The following is a 22883-nucleotide window of genomic DNA, read 5'->3' as shown; positions in this document are numbered from 1 at the left end:
AAGTCGATTCCTCTCTCCGCTTACGCGATTAGTCCCTTATGTACCGATGGTACTTCTTCATCTGCCAAGGCACGTCGATGTCGAACAAATCAGGAATGCAGAATGGAATTCAGCACTTCCTGGACCTCTTCCAATTCCCCAGAAGGGACGCGAATCTCAAATTGCTGCTTGGATAAACTGATGGGACGGGTCTGTACCAGAAAACCTTCTTCCGAAAGCTTGGTCTTAATCTTGTCCGCAACCTTTGCTGTCGGTGCAATGTAAATCACCGTCCACATGCCTTGTCCGCCCCCTAAGCTAATGTTCAGAGCCCGTATATTGGACTAATGATAACATACCTCACTTTTTTTCTGCAAGAAAGGGTTCGGGACCTTTGGGGAGAATTTGGGATCATGAGGGACATTTGTCCCCCACGGACAACTCATATGGTTGACGAAATCTTCTTGGTCACACCTCAACAATAAGCAGCATCAAGCCTACCAGGGCAGCCTCAGCCGCCCTTGATGACTTCATATGAGCCATTGGAGTGACACTAGCATGTAAGCATGGAAATGCAGGGGGTTACAGGTCGGAGGTGTATTTTTTGGCTTTAATATTTTTGTGAGCAATCCGGGCAGAAGCTGCAGCCGCCACCCCTGCGACCAGATCATCCAAAAAGACATGAATGGCGGATGCATGTTCGTTCAAATCATGAATAACACCTATTTTTTCTTTATCCAGATAACCAAAGCTGGTTAAACCGATCATACCATACACATGAGTAATGCCGAGGGCCAGAGTCTCGTCCACTCCATACAAAGATTCATCCGCTTCCATAATAGCCTGTAACGGTTGGGGCAAGAGTTTTTTCTCCGCAAGTTCGTCGAGCGCAATACCTGTATAGAGCGTATATTGCACCTCTCGTTTCTGCAGAACGGATTTCACGCTGGTTACACAGTCGTCCAAGGTCAGTTCCGGGTGGTACCCTTTTTGCAGACGGTATACTATTGCTGCGATGGCATCAATTCGTACACCCCGCCGGGCCAGCATGGCTTCTACGATTTCATATGACATATCTCGACCTCCCGCATCAATCCCCCGAGGACCGCGAGGTCCTTCGGTGTTCTCAAGTGTATGCAGCAAACTGCTAAAATGTTCATAAAATGTGCGGATGCTTAAGACCAGTCGCACCCTGGACATGTTGCAGGTTTGTACATTCCGCTCTGGTCTGTAGCTGGCCTATAACAAGTCTGTCATTCATCTGTTTAAACCCTGTCGTCAGGGAACCCCGCTAAAATAATCACAAAAAAACCTGTTCAGCATTGAGCCAAACAGGTTTCATAATATGGATAAGTGCTATCACTTACGGGACAGCCTCTTATTTAATTTTGACCGTGCCTTCACCCAGCATCTTCTCCATATCGGAGAACAAGGTTGGTGATGGCTTAATCCGATAGGCATCACTCAAGGCAAGTAACTTCTGTTGCTGCTCATAGAAGAGAACCGTCGCCACAGGTCCGGGATGCTCCTGAAGCAGCTGCTTCAGTCGTGCCAGAAGCTCAGGCTTCTCTGCATGCGGCGCAATCTTCACGAACACCCGCTGCTCCACCGCCCGCGGTCCGCGGCCCTGCTCCGGGCTGCCAGCCGTCTCTGCGGCACCATCGGCCCGGGACGCTGCTGCCGTGGCTGCGCCCGTACCCGCCGCATCGCTGCGAGTCGCTGCCGGGCCTTGGCTTCCGCTGCCATGCGCAGCCGAAGCACCTACGCCTGCGCTGCTCTGCTGCGCTTCGGCTCCTGCGCCCGCTGGCCGCCGCGGCGAAGCCGCCTGCGCCGGGCGCGAAGAGCTGCCGCTGCCGGGCTTGCCGCGCCGGTCACGGCTGCGCAGCTGCTGCTCCAGTGCCGCCGGTGACAGCGGCGCCACCTCCTCAGCCAGCAGCTTGAACCCTTCGTCCTGCTGCTGCACTTTGGCACGCACGACGAGTAGTTCACCTTTCCCGACATGCTGCTGGCTACGCCGCCATACCTCGGGAAAGAGAACCACTTCGCAGCGTTCAATCTGGTCTTCCAGCTCCATGAACGCCATGGCTTTGCCCTGTTTCGTCGTAATCGACTTCACAGACACAACCATTCCCGCGGCCACAGTCATCGTGTCGTCAGCCGCCTCGGTCAGCTCCATGATCCGGTCAGCCCCACTCGATTCCAGCACATCTTCATAGTCATCCAGCGGATGACCGGAAAGATACAAGCCTAACAACTCACGCTCTAGCTCCAGTTGCTGACCTGAGGAATAAGGAGGAATTTCCGGGTATTCGATCTCCCAGTTCGGCGTCTCAACGAAGTCGAACAATTGAATCTGCAGATCCTCACGTTCCTTGCGCCATTTCAGCGCCGCCTCCACCGTCTCATCCAGCATCGCGAGTAATTGGGCCCGGTGCCCAGGCAAAGTGTCAAAAGCTCCTGCCTGGATCAGCGATTCAATCACACGTTTGTTACATACGCGCAGATCGACGCGACGACAAAAATCGAGCAAACTGTCGAACGGTCTCTCCTGTCTTACGATCATGATGCTTTCCATCGCCTGGGTACCGACATTTTTCACAGCAGCCAGACCGAAACGTATCGCACCAGATAATTTTGCCTCATCCGGATTCTCATCAGACATGGCAACAGTCTTCTCCACAGTGGACAATTCACCATGCTCCGCTTGCGAAGAAGAAGCCTCTCGTACCTGATCATCACCATTTTCCGTTGAAGCAGCCGTCACCAATCCCGGTCCCTTCCGGTTGTCGGATGCCTCAGGCATGGATGCCGATGCTTGCCACTCATATCCGCCAGCGTCCTCATCTGGTCCCGGCCCCGGGTCATCTGGCAAAGGTGCTTCACCATATTCGGCCTGCCCCGAATAACCATCTTCCTCATGGTCGGAATGCTCCCCGAAGGAACTCCCGTTGACCGTGGGCACAAAGACAGGCGTAAACAGAATACCGCTCTCATTCACATCCGGTGGGAGTACCTCCATATTCATACGACGGCATTCCACCACGTACTCGGCCACTTTACGATGACTGCCCATTACGGCTGTTAACATGGATGCCATAAAATGAACAGGATAATGCGCCTTCAGATAAGCCGTCTGGAACGCGAGCACGCCGTACGCCGCAGCATGAGCACGCGGGAAGCCATAGTTGGCAAACTTGACGATCATATCATAGACCAGATCTGCCTCTTCTTCGCTATACCCTTGTTTCAGACTGCCCTGTACAAAGTGTCCACGCTCCAGATCCAGTACTTCCCTTTTCTTCTTGGAGACCGCTCTACGAAGCAAATCCGCTTCACCCAGCGAGAAACCAGCCATCCGTGAAGCAATCTGCATAATCTGCTCCTGATACACAATGATGCCATACGTATCTTTCAGAATGGGCTCCAGATCCACGTGCGGGTAATCCACTTCGATCTGTCCATGCTTGCCCTGAATGTATTTGGATATGAACTCCATCGGACCTGGACGATACAAGGCCAATACGGAGATCACATCTTCAAATACGCTGGGCCTCATTTCTTTCAGCACCCGGCGCACCCCGGCAGATTCCAGTTGGAATATGCCCATCGTGTCCCCTCGCCCAAGCATCTCATACGTTAACGCATCATCATCCGGGATAAGACGGAAATCCGGAATTTCTCCATGTTCCCCAATCCAACGTAGACAACGCTCAATGATCGAGAGGGTACGCAGACCAAGGAAATCCATCTTAAGCAAACCAATCGACTCCAGGTTTTCCATGGAATACTGGGTTAACGCTGTCCCTTCACTGCCCTCCTGTAGCGGCACTGCATCGGTTAACGGATCACGGGAGATGACCACTCCCGCCGCATGCGTCGAAGCATGACGTGGCATGCCTTCGACCTTCATGGCCATATCCAGCAGCTCACGAGTCTTTGGCTTGGTTTCATATAGCGCCTTCAGTTCAGGTGTAGCCTCCATGGCCCGTTCTATGTTAATGCCGAGCTGCGCTGGAATCAGCTTCGCAGCCTTGTCCACTTCGCCGTAAGGCACATTCAGGGCCCGCCCGACATCACGCACGGCTGCCCGGGCAGCCATCGTTCCAAACGTGATGATCTGAGCGACATGGGCTTTGCCATATTTATGCGCTACATAATCAATGACCTCATCCCGCCGCTCATCACTGAAGTCAATATCAATATCGGGCATGGAGATCCGCTCGGGATTCAAGAATCGCTCGAAGAGCAGGTTATATTTCATCGGATCAACATCGGTGATATGCAACGTGTATGCTACCAGACTACCTGCTGAGGAGCCCCGGCCTGGTCCAGTAACAATGCCTTGCTTATGCGCATAGGCGATAAAATCCCAGACAATCAGGAAATAATCCGAGAATCCCATACTGTCGATTACACCCAGCTCATACGCCAATCGTTGTTCGAGTTCGGATCGAAGCTCCGCGTCTGTCCAACGTGTGGACTGCGCATAACGCTCCTCCATTCCTTCTTCGCACAGTTGACGCAGGTACGCCGAAGGGCTGAGTCCATCGGGGAGTGGTCTGTATTCAGGCAAAATCGATTTGCCGAATTCCAGCTCCAATTCACAAGACTCCGCAATGCGGACGGTGTTGGCCAGAGCCTCGGGCACATGAGGAAACAAACGAGCCATCTCTTCTTCACTTTTCAGATAAAGCTGATTGGTTCCAATCCGAAGCCGTGTCTCGTCATCTACGGTCTTGCCTGTTCCGATACAGATCAATACATCCTGAAGCTCCGCGTCCTCTTCGGACAGGTAATGCGCATCATTGGTGGCTACAAGCGGAATCTCAAGCTCGGCAGCCAGACGAATAAGCTGAGGATTTACCCTTTTTTGCTCCGAAAGCCCGTGATCCTGAAGTTCCAAATAGAAGTCGTCACCAAAGATATTTTTGTAGCGTAACGCCGCACGTCTCGCCTCTTCTTCTCGTCCATGCAGCAGATGCTGTGGTACTTCACCACCAAGACACGCACTTAGACAGATAATGCCCTCGTGATGGGCAGCCAGACTTTCCATATCTACACGTGGTTTGTAATGAAAACCTTCGAGATGTCCAATCGAGCACAATTTCATCAGATTCCGGTAACCCGTCATATTTTTGGCCAGTAAAATCAAATGATGAATCGGCTGATCCTTGCGGCTTCCCCGCTCTTTGCGGGACCCTGCAGTCATGTATGCCTCGCAACCTATAATCGGCTTGATGCCTCGTTCAACGCAGGCTTTATAGAAAGGAATTGCACCATACATCACGCCATGGTCGGTCAGCGCCAGTGTTGTCATTCCAAGATCTGCAGCCTTACCCACGAGATCCGGAATACGCGCAGCGCCGTCCAGCAAACTGTATTCGCTGTGAACGTGCAAATGCACAAAAGAACTCATGTTTTTTCTTCCTTTCGCCGCAGATAGTCGCAGCATCGATCTTCTGATCCGTTTACTGCCCTATCTCTCTCATATATATGAATTAAATAAATAAAAAAATGGAATCTCCTATTAAAATTCGTGACAACCTCTTAAAAGAAGACTTTATTATTCTATTTTATCATAACGCTCGGGGGCACGCCCATACAATAGAAGTACAAGCCGCTCCCCCTGTTACAGACCAACGACAGGAGGTGTGCTGCTGGGTCTGAAAGGGGTGTTGCCAATGAGCACATTTTTGTCCAAAGCCATACTTGATTTCTTTATTGCGTTTGGGATCGTGCTGGGCGGCGCGATGATCGGCGGTATTGGAGCAGTGATCTCTCTTCAGCCTCCGACACAGACGATGCTCGATATTTCCGGGAAAATAAAGATATGGGCACTCGCAGCTGCTGTCGGCGGCACCATCGATCCCATGCGTGTCATCGAGAGCAATTTCCTGGATGGTAACCTGTCTCCGGCGGTCAAACAAATTCTGTATCTGATCTCTGCTTTTATGGGTGCGCATATGGGAACCGAATTGGTGAAATGGGTGTGCGGCGGAGGCCGGAGCTAACATGAGACAGGAACAGCGTTCATGAGAATTCCGCCATTCTCCCGTTACCGCCCGCTGATGCGAATGACCGCTGTATTTGTTCTCGGAATGATCGCTGGATGTGTCGTCTACAATGGGGTATTTCACCTGAGTTACAATGCGTTGTGGCTGAACAATCAGGAGCTGCAGCTTCAGCTGCATCAGAATGAGGAGGACATCAAAACGCTGAAAAAATACAGTAAACGCCAAACCGTTATCAAGGAAATCAAGGTCCGTGCAGAAGAATCCGATAAGGGGCCGGACGAGGCTTCTCTGAAAGTGATGTTACAGAAGCTCGGGGACGAACTTGAGGTACTTCGGGGCAGAGATGTATTCAACATCGACGAGTATAGCAAAATGACGCGAATCATGCTAAATCAGAAAGTATATACGGTTAGGGAAAAAGAGTATACCGTTCAGGTGAAAACGATGCTGGTTATGGAAGGCGTGTTGCAAGTATGGGTACAGATTCGCCTGCACGTTCCTGTATAATGATGGGATAATAGCAAAAAAACTGCCCTTGTCTTCATCAGTGCATGGTACAATAAGGGCAGTAAAAGCTTTCCAGAAAAGGAGCTGCGTCTTGGTGTTCATCGATGTACTCAAATATGCTCTGATCGCTATCTTTGCTGTTGCCATGGTCTTTGCCGCACTGAACAGCATTCGTTCACGCAGAACCTCGGATGCGGCCAGCGCTGGTCTTTACCGCTCTTGGACGAATATCTGGATGGGAGGCATGCTTATTATCCTTGCCCTGATCCTGATGTTTGTGTTCACGGGTTCTACCGTATCTGTCATTGTGGAAGCGCTATTTCTAATTATGGGGGCATACAATGTATTTGCTGGAATACGCAACCGCAGTTATTATGCCCGGCTTCAACAACGTTCGCAGAATGGAATCAGCAAAACCTCAGGACAATCTGCATGATTCACTAGGACCACCCTATCGTTATGTAAAAAAAGAGAGTACTTCCCTACACCATATGAAGACTGAACACGCACTTATGCGGAATTCAGTAGATCTTCTCGGGTTAGGGGGTACTCTCTTTGTCTATGCACGGCTTAATTTCCCTGTTAGGCATGGTCAATGGATTGCAATGTCATGACCGCTTTACATACCACACTGCCTTCGCGGGTAACCACAATATCCATCTTGCATGTTCGACGGCTGGTTTCCAGAATAATCGGTCGAACCAGAATCTGATCTTCAATCTGCACCGGTCGCACAAAATACGTCGTCACATTATCCACCACATGATCGTTCCCTGTAACATCCCAGGCTGCCCGCCGGCCGGCCTGGGTCATCACATTCAAGAGAACACCTTCCGAGATCGTACCCAAGTCCGTAGCCATCTGTGGGATAATGAATCCGTGAAATAACAGTTCGTTCTGTTCTCCGCGTTCCTCGGCAAACCCATTCCAAATCAGATGATCAAACGTCTCTCCCAGTTGGGGCTGCTTCTGAGCATCCCGCATGGCCTGCAGCACTTCCTTGCGTGTGACGGACGCAATCAGTTTGCGGTTCCGATCCACGATGGGCAGAAAGTCGATGCCTTCCCACGTCATGATCTGGGCAGCAGAAGCGAGAGAGGTCTGCAATGAGGCCGTAATCGGGCGGCGTATCACGCATTTCTCAATACTCTGATCTGCTGTAAGCTCACTGACATCCTTAAGACTCACAATCCCGATGACCCGGTTCCATTCATCCACGACCGGGAAGCGATGTTCACCCGTCTCTGACACCAGCATATGAAAATCTGCGGCTGAACTGGTGACCTTCAACACCTGCAGGCGAGGTTTCTGACCGATAATATCTTCAACGAGCATAATTTTTTTCTTAATCAGCCGGTCGAAGATCGCACGGTTAATCATTGAAGCCACGGTGAATGTATCATGTCTGGATGAGATAATCGGTAGCCCAAGCTCGTCCGCCATGATTCTTACTTCACGGCTTGTCCCGAAGCCACCAGTAATCAACACGCCAGCTCCCTGTTCGAGGGCAAGCGAGTGAGCATCTTCCCGGTTACCCACAATCAGTAAACTTCCAGCATCAATATACCGGGCCATCGCCTGCTCTTTCATCGCACCGATCACATACTTGTGCAGCGGTTTGGCGAGGCCATCGTTTCCACCAAGTACATGCCCCTCCACAATGGTCACGACATCAGCAAAGGTCAACTGTTCCGACATGCCCCGAGGTCTCTTCTCGATCCGCACCGTCCCAATTCGTTCCTTCGTCACCACCAGCCCAAAGTTCTCCGCCTCTTTCACCGCACGATAAGCTGTCCCTTCACTTACACCCAGCTCTCGCGCGAGTCCACGTACCGATATTTTACTGCCAACTTTCAGTTGTTCAATATGTTGCAGTAACTGTTCGTGCTTCGTTACGTTCTCTTCCTGCCCGTCCATCTGTACCACCCCCGAAGATGCATCTGTACTATACTGTACCTATTATAACACGCCGTTAGGAAAATAACCCCACTTCCTATCCCATTCTTATTGGGAAATGGGCTGCTTGAATTCAATCTTCCGATTATTCCCTGATCCTTGTATGTACCAAAAAGACCGGCCCCTTATGTGCAAGGGAATCCGGTCTTGTTCCAAAGGCAGAACCAACTCTGTTGGCCCTGGCATACGGATTGTCATTCTATCCTTTATACAGACTTGCTCCGCTCCTGCTTGTCCAGCAGCTTCATTTCCCACTGCCGCAGTTTCGCCCGACGAACGGCTTCCAGCGCACGCTTCTTCTCCTCATCCACACCGAGAATAAAATGCAGATGTGCGCCAACGATTAATAAAGAGAACAGCACCCATACGATGCCAAAAATATTAACCCAGTCCATTCCTCCGGCAAATGAAATTCGCGGCAGTGCAATAACCAGCATCGACAACGCGATAAGCAGATAGATCACATGTTTTGCTTTTTTCAACCTCTTCACCATTCACAGCTCCTTCGTTCTTGATCGACTCTATATGTCTAGTCTATGAACGATAAGGAGGTAATATGAAAGGTTCAGTAAGAAAAACAAGACAAGCGTTTACGCTTCTGCGCCACCATACAGATGACCCAGGCTGTCTGCAATAATTTTGTTCACGTCTTCAATGATCACACTGAGACGACGCTCGGCATCAAACAAACGACGGATGTTCAGATTCAAGCTCAGTACTTCAAACAATTTTTCCATTTTCTCCATCTCATCCGGAGCCGGCATATCCCCGCTCATCATACGTTGTTGCAATTCCATTTGTTGATCACGGAAGTTATCCAGCATTGCTTTTGCATCCGGATCAGCTTCAATCAGCTTCATCGCGGAAGTAATCTCTTCCACCTCGCTGCTTTCTCTCAGTGCTTTGGCCAAATCATTGGCTTTGTCATAAATGTTCACTATTATTCCTCCTCAGATTGGTTTGTTCATCCGTGTTAATACACGCTTTTCTCCGCTGTCAAACAAGGACGATCTGAAACAGGCCATCCATAACCTGCTTCGAATCAAATGCATTTAATCCATATAGGTCAATCACCAAGGGTTATATGTCCTCATATGATGAAGCACATGCCATGTTCAGATGCCGTTCAACTTCGAGATCAGACATCAAGTTGCCGCCCGGAAGGAGATCCGTGATGTCCACTAAAAAAGTAACGATTCAGGTTACCGGCTCGGGCATCCTGCAGGACGACGTCATCATGCTGGGCGAAGGGGTACTCAAGTCGCTTAAGATCCCTTCAGGAAGGCCACTTCAGCTGCAATTCGGCTCTTTCCGCCGTGAAGTCACTGTCATTCCGGTACCAAAGTATGACGGGCTGCGCATTAATCAGACGGTTGCCAGCAAGACCGGCCTTGTTCCGCGTTCGGTCCTGCGGGTATCCTATCGTTCAGCCAGCCGTACGCTTCGCCTTGGACCCTACATCAGTGTTCTGGTTAGCCAGGATTATCCCGATCAGCCCGATCGGCCCTTTGGCTCCATCACGATGTTCTGTCAAGAACTGGTGAACGCCTGCCGTAAGAAAGGCGCCTATGTATCCTTTTTCACACCGGAGGATATTGGAGCGGTAACGGGTTATATGAAAGGCTGGGTGTATGATGACGGCTGGAAAAAGACTGTTCTGCCTGTAGCAGACGTCGTCAATAACCGGCTAACGTCACGCAAGCTTGAGAACAAACCTAGCGTACAGCATTTTATGAAAGAAGTAAAATCGCTCTACGGCACGCAAACCTTCAACGAAAAGTTTCTGGACAAAAACGAAGTATTTGATGCACTCAAGTCCATTTCAACGCTTAAACGAGTTCTTCCCGAGTCGCATTTGCTCAAGACATCCACCATGCTCAAGACGATGTGCAATCGACATCCGGTTGTATTTCTCAAGCCAGTACGTGGTTCATTGGGCAAAGGCATCATCCGGGTCTCACGTCAGACGGACGGAAGTTTCCTGACTCTGGCGACTGGTGTCGGGGGTACCCGGAAACAAACGTATGCTTCTCTGGATAAACTGTATGCCAGTATGTCTGGAAAAATGAAAACAACGCGTTACCAGATCCAGCAAGGGCTGACTCTCATTGATCACAGTGGCAGACCCGTGGATTTCCGTGCACTCGTGCAAAAAAACCGCACGGGAAAATGGAGTGTAACCTCCATCGTAGCCCGGATTGCTGGTGGGAGTCACTACGTATCCAATCTGGCACGCGGTGGAAGCCTCAGCACCGTCAAGGAAGCTGTTGCCAAAACACAGTTGTCCGGATCTGCCAAAGCTTCCGCATATGCAGGATTGCACACCGCAGCACTGGATATCGCAAAAGGGATCGAGAGTGCCATCCCTGCCCACTTTGGAGAACTGGGTATTGATCTGGCCCTGGACTCCACTGGACGCGTATGGCTGCTCGAAGTCAACTCGAAACCTTCCAAGAATGATAATACACCACTGAGTGAGAGCAAGATTCGTCCTTCCGTCAAAGCCATGCTTGAATACTCTACGTACTTGGCCGGTTTTTGAAAAGTTATCCCATTGAAGAGAGGTGCAGCGTAATGTTTCCCTCATCTCAGACCAAGACCCTGGCCATTCTGGTACGTGCAACCGAAGGCTCGCCTCCCTTCACGGATGAACTTTTCTGCCGTCGTCTCAGTGTGGGAAGTATGCGATATGACCTTCAGGTTATTGTGATTCCTATATCGGTTGATGCAGACCCTTACCCTCTTCAAAGGGGATATGCCTATGACCAAGGGAAGTGGAAGGTGGTCCCCATTCCTGCACTCGACCTTATCATGGATCGTTGTCTTCGTCCCCTCCCCAGGAGCGTCAGACAACAGATTGAGAAAAAGGTATCCGCCAATGGTGCGTATAAACACCGTTATTGGTCCGCTTCCCTGCCAGGAAAATGGGAGGTACATCGAGTGTTGTCCCGGAATGCTGAATTGCGGGCACGCCTTGCACCCACAACCCGGATAGGATTGCATATCCCTTGGGAAACATGGCTGGAACATTGGCCCATGGGACTGTTCTTCAAACCTCTTTCAGGGACGCATGGCAAGAATACCTTTCGCCTGTCTCGCGGCGCGATTCCGTCAACTTGGATCGCGGAGGGTCGCAACGCGAACAATGAGCAATTTTATCTTACATTTAATCATACCCAGGCTGTATCTTCCTGGCTGGAATTACATCAGTCTGAGCGCAAGATGATCGTACAGCCGTATCTGGACCTTAGCCATCACGGAAGAGCGTTCGACATACGGGCTCTAATGCAAAAGAATGGGCAAGGTCGCTGGACGCTTACCGGATGTATGGTACGAGAAGGACCCCAGGGTTCGCTTACATCCAATCTTCACGGAGGAGGAAGGGCATATCCTGCGGAGGCCTATTTGCTCCAGCGATATGGAACGGTCCGCACGGAAGCTCTGCTCAAGAGCCTACAGCAGACTGCCGCTCTTATCCCCACCCTGCTGGAGAGCCGTTTCGGCAGGCTAGCTGAATTGGGGCTTGATTTTGGAGCAGATGCAGAGGGCCAACTCTGGCTGATCGAGGTCAACTCCAAACCAGGCCGTACCTCATTCGCAGAAGCGGGTGACCGACACATGCATGCCTTGACATATACCCGTCCGCTTGCCTATGCCCGTTATCTGTTGCAACAACATGTTCTCACGGACGTCATTCGTCCAATGAAAATGCCGAATACATCCAGCAAAGCTGGCCTGAAACCCATCCCGATTCACGGCGGCTGAGGCCCGCAGCGCCCGCTTGCCATGGAGCACAAGGATCTTTTCAGGATAGGAGGATAAATCATGAGTTTGACCTTTTGCAATCTGCATTTCACCAAGCAACCGGATAAAGTGGTTTATGTATCCAACGCTTTAATGAAGAGCCTCAACCTGTCCGGCAAAAAAACGGTGCACCTGCGCTTCGGGCGTGACCGGGTGCCTGCGACGATCAAACCAATCAAAAAAGCAGGTAAACATCTCTATCTCGCCTCAGGTATCCGTAATCTGATGAATGTTCCCAAAAGGGGCAGTATTTATCTCCGTAACTTGCAAAATGATGAAGTTCAGTTAGGCCCACTGATCGGCGTACTCTCCGACGGGCCTTCGACAAGCACCAACCCATTCGGTTCCCGTACAGGTTTCATCAAACAGTTGCTCCGTGAAGGTAGCCGTAAATCCTACATTTACGCCTTTACTCCTCGGGATATCAATTGGCAGAACGAGACCGTATCCGGTTTTTTCCTGAATGATAACGGAAGCTTCACACGCAAAACAGTACCTCTGCCCGATGTTGTCTACAACCGATTGCCGAGCAGACGCTCAGACTTCTCACCAGCAATCAACCAGCTGCGGGAACGATTTGTTCGTCGAAAAATTCCGTTCTTCAACTGGAGCTTCTTCAACAAATCGGATATCTATACGTTGCTGGAGAACGAGCCGGCAGCAGGACGGTATATCCCTGAATCGATTACCAACCCGTCGGTGGAACAGATGAAAGAAATGCTGGAACGCCATCAGTTTGTCTACTATAAGCCTACTGCCGGAAGTCTGGGGAACGGGATCTATCGCCTGACCTACTCGCCCAAACGTGGATATTTCGCACGTTATCGTAAAAAAGGCGGCAACGCACTCCTGCGCTTCGGATCTTTCAACAGTCTGATGCGTATGCTTCAGGGAAGACATGGTAAACAACTTCGCGGATATGTCGTTCAGCAGGGAATACGGCTGATCGAGATTGATGAATGTCCAATTGATTTTCGTTTTCACATGCATAAAAATGGTAACAATCAATGGGTTGTTGTCGGGATTGGCGCCAAGAAGGCAGGGCGTGGCAGCGTCACAACACACATCAAAAATGGTGGCTCCCTAATGACTCCGGAGCAGGCGCTCAGTCGCAACTTCGGCGATCGTGCGGGAGAAGTTCTTCAACATGCCAAGTCCGTCGCTATTACACTGGCCCAGGCGATTGAAACTCAGCACCAGCATCTGATTGGTGAGATTGGCTTTGATCTGGGCATTGATCAGGAGGAACATGTATGGATGTTCGAAGCGAACGCCAAACCCGGGCGCTCCATTTTCCGTCACCCTTCACTCCGGGTGGAGGGAAAATCGTCGGTGGAGCACATTTTGGAACACTGCCTGTATTTGAGCAAGTTCCGGAAGAAGGAAGGCATTTGATGAGCCTTCATGATGATTTCAAACCTGTCATTGCTGTTTTGACCATGCATGATAATCAGCGGATGTTCAGGGGGAATCATCAAAATTTTCAGGATATTGTGCAGACAGGCGAGAGTATGGGATATGTGGTGTACGTTGTAACTGTGCGGGATCTGGACGTAAGTGGTCCCACCGTGAAAGGATACACGTACAACAAGGGGAGTGGAAAGTGGGTTTCACAGCTTTTCCCCCTTCCCCATGTGCTGTACAATCGTATTCCCAACCGGGAAGACGAAGGAAAACCTTCCGTTCAGCGCAAAATTGACGAATGTATGCAGTCTGGAATCGAACTGTATAACCCGTTCTTCTTCAATAAATGGAATCTGTTCGAATGGCTCAAAAAATCCAAATCGACTCAGCAACTGATCCCTTATACTCGGCGGATGCGAAGTGCTTCTTCTCTGGGTGCCGTTCTACGGACATATCCCTATTTGTACCTCAAGCCCGAGAGCGGCAAAGCTGGAAAAGGAATCATGATGCTTAAATTCCAAGAAAAAGAGCGCCTTCCCTATCGGCTGAAAATTCAGACCACACGGAAAAACACGACCTATAAGACGGCTACACTTTCCAAGTTATGGGCACGAATTCGCAAAGAGACCGGACGTACGCCCTATATCATGCAACAAGGCATTGAACTGGCCTCTTCTCGTAAACGTCCCTTCGATCTGCGTGTTCTTGTTCAAAAGAACAGCAAGGGTCAATGGAGCGTATCCGGTGTAGGTGCGAGACTCGCTGGCTCCCGCAGCATCACAACTCATGTGCCGCGCGGCGGTAGCGTAGAGGATCCGGAGAAGCTGCTGACTGAACTTTTTGGTGAAGAAATGACAACCACCCTGATGAAACGTGTGAAATCCACTTCATTGATGATCGCAAGACAGGTGGAACGAGGATCGGGTTACACGCTCGGAGAGATGTCCATGGACCTGGGCATTGATGACCTGGGGGAAATCTGGTTCTTTGAAGCCAATGCGAAGCCCATGAAGTTCGATGAACCACAGATCAGACGGCGGTCACTGGAACGCATATTTCATTACAGCGCCTATCTTGCCCGTCAGTCCAAACGATGATAGACAGGAATACTTGCAAAAAGAAGGTGATTGTTTGTGTCCTCACCTGTTCTGGGCATCATGACGTTGTACTTGAATGAACATCGCGCTCTTGAAGAACGAAGCATCTATCGCAGAATGATTCTTGAGGGGCGCAAGCGGGGACTCGATATCTATGTGTTCACACCTGCCGACGTACATCCGGGAGGCAAACAGATTGAAGCGATGGTTTTTCATGAGGGAAAAGGTTGGTCACGGGAATGGCGATCATTCCCGGATCTGATCTTTGATCGCTGCCGGATTCAACGCAACCGCAGATTCCAGCAACTTCTTGCGTTTCGTGAAAAGTATGGGCACCTGCTCTTTCTGAACAGACCACTGCGCAATAAATGGACCATTCATCAGACCCTCTCGGAAAAAGCCAACTTTCGCGAACACCTGCCAGAAACGGTGTTATTTCAGGATATGTCCGATGTGAACCGGATGCTCAAAGCGTCTTCTCTCGTCTACCTCAAACCGATTAACGGCACTGGCGGACGTGGTATTCTGCGCGTTGAACGCAGTAGTAGTGAGGCCAATACGGTACTTGTACAGGGACGGGATCAGAAGCGTCGGATTATCACGCCACGCAAAGTCCATTTATCACGTCTCGGGGCGCTGCTCCAGCACTGGAACATGAAAGACAAATATCTTGTGCAGAAGGGCATTCAACTTCAGCTTCCGAATGGGCGTGTGCATGATTACCGCATGCTCGTTCAGAAGAACGGTGAAGGACAATGGGAGCTTACCGGATGTGCAGGACGTATGGGTGCAGAGAAAAGTGTAACCTCCAATCTGCATGGCGGCGGTCAGGCTGTAGCCATGAATCGACTCATGAAACAATGGATTGCTGATGAGGACCTCCGAGCAGAAATTAGCACAACTGCAGAGAAATTCGGCATTGATGTCGCTTCGTTTCTGGAAGATACGTATGGGGACTTATGCGAGTTGGCACTGGATTTGGCAATTGACAAAAGTGGACGGATCTACTTGCTCGAAGTTAATCCGAAGCCTGCACGTGAAGTATTCGCTCGCATTGGTGAGCGGGATATCTATTATAAGGCCATTACTCAGCCACTGGACTATGCCTTATGGGTGTACCGTAACCAGGCTAGTCGCCCGGTCAAACAAATCAGAACCACCCGGCTTGCAAGCAACAGAACATCTGCATTGAAGAAGGCACGCAAAAAGAGATGATCTGTTGATCACGAATAAAAGAGCGCCCAACCCTCTGACACATCACGGGGTTGGGCGCTCTCGTATGATTACTGACGTTCTTAATCGTTGACTGGCTTATTCTGCTTCATCATACAGACGCAGCAGTTCTGTAAAATCAGAGATCAGCGCATCCGAGCCTGCCAGCTCTTCATCACGGCCAAATCCTGCATAGGCACAGCCAATGACCGTCTGACCGTTCATTTTACCAGCTTCCACATCTGAGGAGCGATCTCCTACCATCCAGGCGTCCTGAATTCGATGCTTCTCCAGCAGGATCTGCACCAGGTTGATCTTCGAGGGAGTCTTGTATTGGCCTGCACTATATACGCCTTCAAAGAAAGGCATGATCTCGTGTGCAAACGCAACACCCTTGACATAGTCCTCCAGCCCATTACTTGCGACAAACAGTCGCACTCCTTGGTCTCTCAATGCTTGCAGCGTTTCTTTCACCCCCGGATACAATTGGGAGCTGCCTTGATCAAGCCCCTCAATCTCCAGTTGAAGCAGCAGTTCGTCTGCACGGCGATGTGCCGCTTCCGAAGCCTCAGGCATCACGACTTTCCATATATCTTCGAGCAACATGCCCAAGCTTCCGAGCATCCGTTCCTCTGGTGGTGTTTCTCCTTCAAAATGCCCTTCGGCACGCAATGTATCAAATAATTGTTGGTAGGCTGGCAACAACAAGGTTTCTGTCTGGAATAGCGTACCATCCATGTCAAAAATCATCGCTTCCGGTTTGAGCAATACTGTCTCTTTGGTCATGTCCAATGTTCCTTTCGGATTGGGATATATATATGTAGTTGGAATCGTTCCCTTTCCATGATAAACATAACGTTTGAACGTGTAAACCAACGATTGTAAAACAGTCGACAACCTCAACCTTATACAAACTCAATAAACCTTATATTTTAGTTCAACAAACTATGTACAAAATAGATTGCTTTACGTATAATACTTAAAAATAGTACTTTAGACACCTAATCTAAAGACCTAAAAAACTCACATTTCCAGTGTTTTCGACAATTACATATACCCCATAGAGAGGAATAACAAACATGAATACGCGTAGGACCTTCAAGATTTTTTATAAGATCGGATTAGGATATTTACTTGTACTGGCTGTACTGGCTGGTTGCATTCTTCTGATTCAGAACAGTACCAGTCAGCTTCAACGGGAGCTTGATTTTCTGGTTGATCACGATATGAGAGTACACGCCCTGACTTATGAACTAGAAAGAAGCATGGTAGATATGGAGACGGGACAACGTGGTTACATCATCACGGGTGAGGATAATTACCTCGATCCCTACACCAGAGGAAAAGAACAACTGATTACTCTCAAAGATGAACTTGCGGTATTAATTTCGGACAACCCGGCCCAAACTGCACTTTTGGAAGACATACATAGTAACATGGAGAACTGGATACAGATCGCTGGTGAACCGGTCGTCGCCCTTCGCCAAGCGAATAATACGCAAGCCATTCGAGATTTCTTTGCCGATGATCCTGGTAAACGAGACATGGACCAGATTCGCGCCTCCCTGGATACGTTTCGTACCAACGAACTTACGTTGACCGATACCCGTACAGAAGCACTTAAGCGGAAAAACACAATCCTGAACTTGGAACTCTATGGTGCACTTATCGTGGTCGCCATCATCTCGTTCATCACTGCGTTAGTCCTGTCCCTTGCCATTGTTAAAAACATCCGTACCGTGAAGCAGGCCCTGAATGACATCGGTTCTTCCAATGGTGACCTGACGCTGAGAATTGCCACGCCAATGAAAGACGAAACCCGTGAACTCGCGGAGGCAGCCAATACGATGCTCGCTGGTTTGCAGCAAATGATGCTTGACGTTCAGAGCAATGCTATGATTCTGAGTACTGCTTCGGATCGATTGGATAAAGGGGTCTCCGATAGCCATCTTGCTGGAAAAGAGGTTGCCACTGCCATGGAACGCGTCGCTGAAGGCGCTGATGAACAGGTAGCTCTCACTCAAACGATGGTAGCTGCAATGCAGCAATCTCTCACAGGACTTAATCGTGTCGCCTCCTCTGCTGCTGACGTGGCTGAACGTGCCGTGCGTACCGAATCCATTGCCGTAGATGGGCAACAGCGCATCGATAATGCTGTGGGCAAAATGAGTTCCATTGAGCAATCTTTCCTCTCTGTACAGGGAGCCATTAATGAAATTTCGAAGATGTCTGATCAAGTGATCAACATTGCAGATTCAATGTCAGGTATCGCGAGACAAACCAATCTGCTCGCACTTAACGCCGGAATTGAAGCTGCTCGTGCTGGGGAAAATGGACGCGGATTTGCCGTCGTTGCCTCGGAAATCCGTAATCTTGCAGACCAAAGTGCAACATCAGCCAAAGAGATCACAAGTATATTGGAAACCGTGGTAGCGGGTGTTCAAAGTACAGTGCAGGTGGTTGATGAGAGCACTCTGCATGTGAATGAAGGGTTGCGAACTATTGAAGATGCAGGCAATGCTTTTTCAACGATTACTCAGCATATTCATAACCTCAGTGGTGAAGTACTGGAGGTATCCGCTGTTGTAGAAGAGCTGACTTCCGGCAGCGAAACCGTGATGAAGTCCATTAACGAGGTATCGGCTGTTGTGGAGGATACTGCATCAGCTACGGAAGAAGTATCCGCCATGACGGAGGAACAACTTGCTTCTCTGCAGGAAATGTCCGACACATCCAAGCAGTTGAATGAAATGTCCGATTCGCTCGATCAGCTGGTTAAACGATTCAAGCTTGCGTAACCCGATTCAACCTACTGATTGAGTATCTTTATAGTTATATCTTGTGCATATATCTAAGGAAAGAAGCATCGCGGACAGGCTCACATGAGCCTCTGCTGCTTCTTGGTGTTAAGGAGAGCTGATTCAATTCGAGGTACATCAGGGACTTCGAATTGAATCAGCTCTCCTTTTCTTATCCTGATTGTTCCGTATTCCGCAACGCTTCAAGCACAAGCTGTGCCTGATACCCATCGTTAAAGTCATATATCTTAGCTGCTTTGCCTTGTATACGGGCAATGACATGTTTAAGTACAGGCAGTTCACTGGCGGATTCAAGTACTTCCACCGGAGATAGTGGCTGCCCCACCAGGCCAGTCTTCAATTCTTCCCAATTTTCCAGGGCAATCGTTCCGTTCGTGCCGTACACCACCATGGATACACGTTCTTCCCCCGCAAATTGAGAGATGCCGTTTAGCTGAATTCGGGTTCCGTCTTCCAACTTTAGAGCAGCCTGTACTTCAAGTTCACAGTCTCCATTCTCGGGATAATGAACCTGAGTGCTCACTACCCGGATGGCACCAAACACCTTTTGAATCATATGAATCCAGTGAATCCCCACTTCAAGAATAAACCCACCCTGTTCCCGGCTCGTAATCCATGCATTCTGTTGCCATGATCGTGGCCACTGCGGGAATTGCAGAATCAGGTCTATTTTGCGAATCGCACCCACAGTACTCTGCTCAATCATCTCTTGCAACTTCAGCACGGAAGGTTCATGCGGCATAGAGAAATGGATGGCATGAACGACGCCCGCCTGTTGCGCTGCATCCAGCATCTCTTTGGCTTCTACTACACTATTGGCAAGTGGTTTCTCGCAGAATACATGAATTTTGCGCTCCAGCGCTTCCATGACAACCGGATAATGAAATTTCGGCGGAACTGCAATATACAGCAGATCCATCTGATGTTCGTCCATGAGTTGCTTGTAATCCGTATACGTACTAATCCCCGCATGGGAAGCTGCAAAAGCCGTCAAATTTTCCTCATTCGCATCACACACTGCAACAATCTCAATCTTCGTGTCCATCTTCGTATTCTCGACTTGATGAACCATATGTAATCCCATTTTACCCAGCCCAATCAGAGCCATCTTAATCACTGTCATTCCATTCACCCCAATCCATTCCAGTATAGCAGAAAGCAAAGTATTGCCAACGCAATACACGAATGCGAAAAAGAGATGTCCCTCTTGCTGCCATGTCATTTTCCAGACTGAAAATCACCATTTCCAGACACTATTTTACATTATTTGTATCTGATCTTTGAATGGGTAATTTGTTGCATGAATATATAACCATTCATTTTTGCTTTATCCAGCAACAATTTAAGCGTTACCAACTTAAGAATCAGGATATTTGACTTATAAAATAGGTTGACAAAAAACCACAAAAAAAGATACTCTTCCTAATAACAAGAATATATTTCCTCTTACAACCTCAGATAACGACTTGCATTCAACAAATGGAATATGCGTATGGTTCAAATAACCTATTTCATGAAGCGAGGTGTCCCGCATGAGAACAGTTGCGGACTATTTGGCAGAAAGTCTACGAAATCTAGGTGTTACTCATGTCTTTGGTATTATTGGAAAATCCATCTGTCCTGCTGTGCTGAAGATGGTGGATTACGGATTAGAATTCATTCCAGGGCGTCATGAATCAAGTTCAGGCTTTGCCGCAGCCGGTTATGCATTACAGACAGGCAAGCTTGGCGTTGCCTTTGCCACATCTGGGCCAGGAGGGACCAATCTACTGACTGCTGCAGCTCATGCAAAGGCCAATAATCTGCCCGTTCTATTTATTACGGGTCACCAATCCATCCAGGAACTGGGGCTACCTCAGTGCCAGGATTCCTCTTCCTATCTGGCTGATCTAGCCGAGATGTTCCGGCCTGCCACATTATTCAGCAAACTCGTTGAGCGTGGAGATCACTTCGGCACCCTACTGAATCATGCCTTATCCATTGCCCTTGGCCCGAATAAAGGCCCTGTTCACCTCTGTCTTCCTTTTGACGTACAGACGGAATTGTTATCGCAATGCCGGATTATCATTCCCGAACCGGAACCTCTTTTTAGTATATCTAACCTGAATCGTATTCTTCCTCTAATTCAACAGTCCAGCCATCCCTTAATTATCGCAGGTAAAGGTGTAAGTCGTGCCAGAGCGCATGATGAACTGCTTCATTTGGCTGAAACATTCAACATTCCCGTCATTACCACTCCTGGTGGAAAAGGATCGATTGCGTGGGACCATCCCCTGTATCATGGCCCATGTGGTGTTGGAGGGTTCCCACATGCAGACGACATGTTGAATCAAAGTGATCTGTATATTGTACTCGGTTCACGTCTAAGTGATATGACCATCTGCAACCTGAAGCCTGAGAACCACCCGGCACACCTCATACAATTTGATGCTGATCCTACGTTTGTAGGTAAGATTCTGAGCGCTCAAACCTTACATATCACGGGTGATTTGAAGGACAACATGCAATATTGGCTGGGCACATTAGAAGACCTCCCTACTCCTGAGAGAACCACGTCCCCCATGGATTACACTGTCCCTTTACCAGATCTGTCCCACCTGTCTCTGGCTTCTGTGCTGGACAGTATGAGTGATCTGCTTCCGTACGATCATAAGCTGTTTGTTGATGATGGCAGCCATGGATTTCATGCGGTACAGCGATATAAAGTCAAAAAACCTGGCAGTTTTGTATTTGACGCATACTTTGCATGCATGGGTAATGCCATTGGTATGGCCATTGGTGCCAAAGCTGCTTCTCCTGAGGAAACTATCGTATGTATCACCGGGGACGGATGTTTCATGATGCTGGGGACTGAGATTAATACCGCAGTATGCAACAATCTTGCCGTGATCTTCATTGTCGTCAATAACAAACAACTGGATATGGCTCTCAAAGGAATGGAAAAAACAACAGGCAGGATCGATGGCACCTTATTTGAGGTTCCCATGGATGCAGCCAAATTCGCCGAATCTCTGGGAGCTGTCGCTTTCCGGGCAGAGACACATGAAGAATTCTCATCTGCGCTGAGCACAGCCCAAACGTTGAATCAGGTGACTGTCATTGAGCTTCTGACTGATCGAGATGAAATTCCACCTACGGCACACCGCACCGTAACTTTGAATTAGGAGGAGCATATCATGAGCGAACATGTAGCTCAGGGACTGGACCGTTTTGCTAAACTTTCTGGTGAGTACGGCGCAAGAGCCCTTGCACCAATCAAGGAGCATTTTCCCGAATTATCTGAATTTATTATGGGGACAGCATATGGGGATATTTTTCAGCGTACCACCATTACGGATCAATGGAAGGAAGTCGCTATCATATCTTCGTTGATCACCCAAGGACAGTATGAACAACTAGGCGTGCATTACACGATGGCTCTGAGTGTCGGGGTAACTGTAGATCAACTCAAGGGGATATTGCTACATTTGGCTCCGTGTGTAGGTGCTCCGCGGATCATAAGTGCGTTTAATATTTTGCTTGCCACCTTGGATGAAATACAGTAATTCACTTTTCTACATTTTTATACATGATTCGACTTTTTTATTGATCTTTTTACATTCCTACCTTTATAATATGGTTAAATTATCCTTCGAAACAGCTCGCATCTTAGAAGCTTTCAGCAGAGGCCCAATGGGCTGTGTATCCACTAGCAGGATAGCCTTAACTCATTTAAAGGAGAGAGATCAAGCATGGGAAATTTCATTCTGAAGACTGACGTTCCGAACAAGGTGTTAAACATTGAACTGGAGGGTTCTTTCTCTCAAGAAGACGGTTTGCGTTCCATCTCGGCCTATCAGGATACGATCGCTCCTATTAATACCAAGGAGTATAACCTGAACATCGATTGCAAAAAGTTGAATGTTACTGCTCCGGAGATTGTGCCTCTTCTGGAAGGATGCCTTCAGATGTTCAAAAAAGACGAATACAAAAAAGTCGTGTTGACCCTCGAGAACAACGCGATTCTAAAAATGCAGTTGTCCCGGCTAGGCCGGTCAGTCGGTCTGGACAATCTCGAAATCATCTCTACCGTTACCACTTAATAAACCAGG

Annotated in this window: 20 protein-coding genes; 12 read left to right on the top strand and 8 right to left on the bottom strand. The window is 49.0% G+C overall.

All coding sequences use genetic code 11. The features are described 5' to 3' along the window. Positions 1 to 89: 89 nt before the first annotated feature. The 3 genes from WFI24_RS11480 to WFI24_RS11470 form a co-directional block, all read right to left on the bottom strand. Positions 90 to 278, bottom strand: a complete 189-nt coding sequence (locus WFI24_RS11480) for a hypothetical protein (protein WP_017689496.1) — start codon at positions 276 to 278, stop codon at positions 90 to 92. Between the two features lie 283 nt (positions 279 to 561). After that, complete coding sequence (locus WFI24_RS11475; RefSeq protein ID WP_336760838.1) at positions 562 to 1053, bottom strand: phosphatidylglycerophosphatase A family protein; 492 nt, start codon at positions 1051 to 1053, stop codon at positions 562 to 564. Positions 1054 to 1357: 304 nt separating this feature from the next. Continuing rightward, entirely contained in the window at positions 1358 to 5395 is a 4038-nt protein-coding gene (locus WFI24_RS11470; protein WP_336760837.1) for a DNA polymerase III subunit alpha, read from the bottom strand. Between the two features lie 265 nt (positions 5396 to 5660). Between WFI24_RS11470 and WFI24_RS11465 the strand changes: the two genes are divergently transcribed. The 3 genes from WFI24_RS11465 (at position 5661) to WFI24_RS11455 (ending at position 6936) form a co-directional block, all read left to right on the top strand. Further along, a complete protein-coding gene (locus WFI24_RS11465) occupies positions 5661 to 5990 on the top strand; it encodes a YtrH family sporulation protein (RefSeq protein WP_026081169.1) in 330 nt (109 codons plus the stop codon). A gap of 21 nt (positions 5991 to 6011) precedes the next feature. Further along, positions 6012 to 6500, top strand: a complete 489-nt coding sequence (locus tag WFI24_RS11460) for a hypothetical protein (RefSeq protein ID WP_336760833.1) — start codon at positions 6012 to 6014, stop codon at positions 6498 to 6500. 94 nt (positions 6501 to 6594) lie between these two features. Continuing rightward, positions 6595 to 6936 (top strand): YtpI family protein, encoded by a 342-nt coding sequence (locus WFI24_RS11455; protein WP_336760832.1) that lies wholly within the window; start codon positions 6595 to 6597, stop codon positions 6934 to 6936. Positions 6937 to 7082: 146 nt separating this feature from the next. Here the strand turns inward: WFI24_RS11455 and WFI24_RS11450 are convergent, their stop codons facing one another. The 3 genes from WFI24_RS11450 to WFI24_RS11440 form a co-directional block, all read right to left on the bottom strand. After that, the gene (locus WFI24_RS11450; RefSeq protein WP_145319575.1) at positions 7083 to 8417 is read right to left on the bottom strand and encodes a DRTGG domain-containing protein; all 1335 of its coding nucleotides are present in this window, start codon (positions 8415 to 8417) and stop codon (positions 7083 to 7085) included. Positions 8418 to 8662: 245 nt separating this feature from the next. Further along, entirely contained in the window at positions 8663 to 8950 is a 288-nt protein-coding gene (locus WFI24_RS11445; RefSeq protein WP_211175452.1) for a hypothetical protein, read from the bottom strand. Between the two features lie 96 nt (positions 8951 to 9046). Then, positions 9047 to 9394 carry a YlbF family regulator gene (locus tag WFI24_RS11440; RefSeq protein ID WP_036609862.1) on the bottom strand — a complete coding sequence of 116 codons (348 nt, stop codon included), beginning with the start codon at positions 9392 to 9394 and terminating at the stop codon, positions 9047 to 9049. A gap of 236 nt (positions 9395 to 9630) precedes the next feature. On the opposite strand from WFI24_RS11440, the gene WFI24_RS11435 reads away from it, so the two are divergent. The 5 genes from WFI24_RS11435 to WFI24_RS11415 are packed head-to-tail and all read left to right on the top strand — an operon-like array spanning position 9631 to position 15976. Next, complete coding sequence (locus WFI24_RS11435; protein ID WP_336760828.1) at positions 9631 to 10998, top strand: YheC/YheD family endospore coat-associated protein; 1368 nt, start codon at positions 9631 to 9633, stop codon at positions 10996 to 10998. 32 nt (positions 10999 to 11030) lie between these two features. Beyond that, positions 11031 to 12221 carry a YheC/YheD family endospore coat-associated protein gene (locus tag WFI24_RS11430; RefSeq protein WP_336760826.1) on the top strand — a complete coding sequence of 397 codons (1191 nt, stop codon included), beginning with the start codon at positions 11031 to 11033 and terminating at the stop codon, positions 12219 to 12221. Positions 12222 to 12281: 60 nt separating this feature from the next. After that, positions 12282 to 13655, top strand: coding sequence for a YheC/YheD family endospore coat-associated protein (locus WFI24_RS11425; protein WP_145319586.1), 1374 nt, complete (start codon positions 12282 to 12284; stop codon positions 13653 to 13655). Further along, positions 13655 to 14761: a YheC/YheD family endospore coat-associated protein gene (locus tag WFI24_RS11420; protein ID WP_336760823.1), complete on the top strand. Its 1107-nt coding sequence runs from the start codon at positions 13655 to 13657 to the stop codon at positions 14759 to 14761. The genes WFI24_RS11425 and WFI24_RS11420 overlap by 1 nt, the downstream gene beginning before the upstream one ends. 36 nt (positions 14762 to 14797) lie before the next feature. Continuing rightward, on the top strand, positions 14798 to 15976 hold the full coding sequence (locus WFI24_RS11415) for a YheC/YheD family endospore coat-associated protein (protein ID WP_260870930.1): 1179 nt from the start codon (positions 14798 to 14800) through the stop codon (positions 15974 to 15976). Positions 15977 to 16072: 96 nt separating this feature from the next. On the opposite strand, the gene WFI24_RS11410 is transcribed toward WFI24_RS11415, so the two are convergent. Further along, complete coding sequence (locus WFI24_RS11410; protein WP_336760821.1) at positions 16073 to 16759, bottom strand: HAD family hydrolase; 687 nt, start codon at positions 16757 to 16759, stop codon at positions 16073 to 16075. Between the two features lie 293 nt (positions 16760 to 17052). Here WFI24_RS11410 and WFI24_RS11405 point away from each other — a divergent pair, with 293 nt between their 5' ends. Then, the gene (locus WFI24_RS11405) at positions 17053 to 18771 is read left to right on the top strand and encodes a methyl-accepting chemotaxis protein (protein WP_336760819.1); all 1719 of its coding nucleotides are present in this window, start codon (positions 17053 to 17055) and stop codon (positions 18769 to 18771) included. A gap of 172 nt (positions 18772 to 18943) precedes the next feature. Here the strand turns inward: WFI24_RS11405 and WFI24_RS11400 are convergent, their stop codons facing one another. Further along, positions 18944 to 19915, bottom strand: coding sequence for a Gfo/Idh/MocA family protein (locus WFI24_RS11400; protein WP_336760817.1), 972 nt, complete (start codon positions 19913 to 19915; stop codon positions 18944 to 18946). 409 nt (positions 19916 to 20324) lie between these two features. Between WFI24_RS11400 and WFI24_RS11395 the strand changes: the two genes are divergently transcribed. The 3 genes from WFI24_RS11395 to WFI24_RS11385 all read left to right on the top strand — a co-directional run bounded on the left by WFI24_RS11395 (position 20325) and on the right by WFI24_RS11385 (position 22874). Further along, positions 20325 to 21956, top strand: a complete 1632-nt coding sequence (locus WFI24_RS11395; protein WP_336760815.1) for a thiamine pyrophosphate-binding protein — start codon at positions 20325 to 20327, stop codon at positions 21954 to 21956. Between the two features lie 12 nt (positions 21957 to 21968). Then, positions 21969 to 22337, top strand: coding sequence for a carboxymuconolactone decarboxylase family protein (locus tag WFI24_RS11390; RefSeq protein ID WP_017689521.1), 369 nt, complete (start codon positions 21969 to 21971; stop codon positions 22335 to 22337). A 186-nt stretch (positions 22338 to 22523) separates the two neighbouring features. Beyond that, a complete protein-coding gene (locus WFI24_RS11385) occupies positions 22524 to 22874 on the top strand; it encodes a hypothetical protein (protein ID WP_336760812.1) in 351 nt (116 codons plus the stop codon). Positions 22875 to 22883 lie beyond the last annotated feature (9 nt).

It is taken from the genome of Paenibacillus sp. USHLN196, assembly GCF_037144955.1.
Taxonomy (GTDB): Bacteria; Bacillota; Bacilli; order Paenibacillales; family Paenibacillaceae; genus Paenibacillus; species Paenibacillus xylanexedens_C.
The sequence above is the reverse complement of the archived record's forward strand: the minus strand, read 5'-3'. Positions and strand labels throughout refer to the sequence as shown.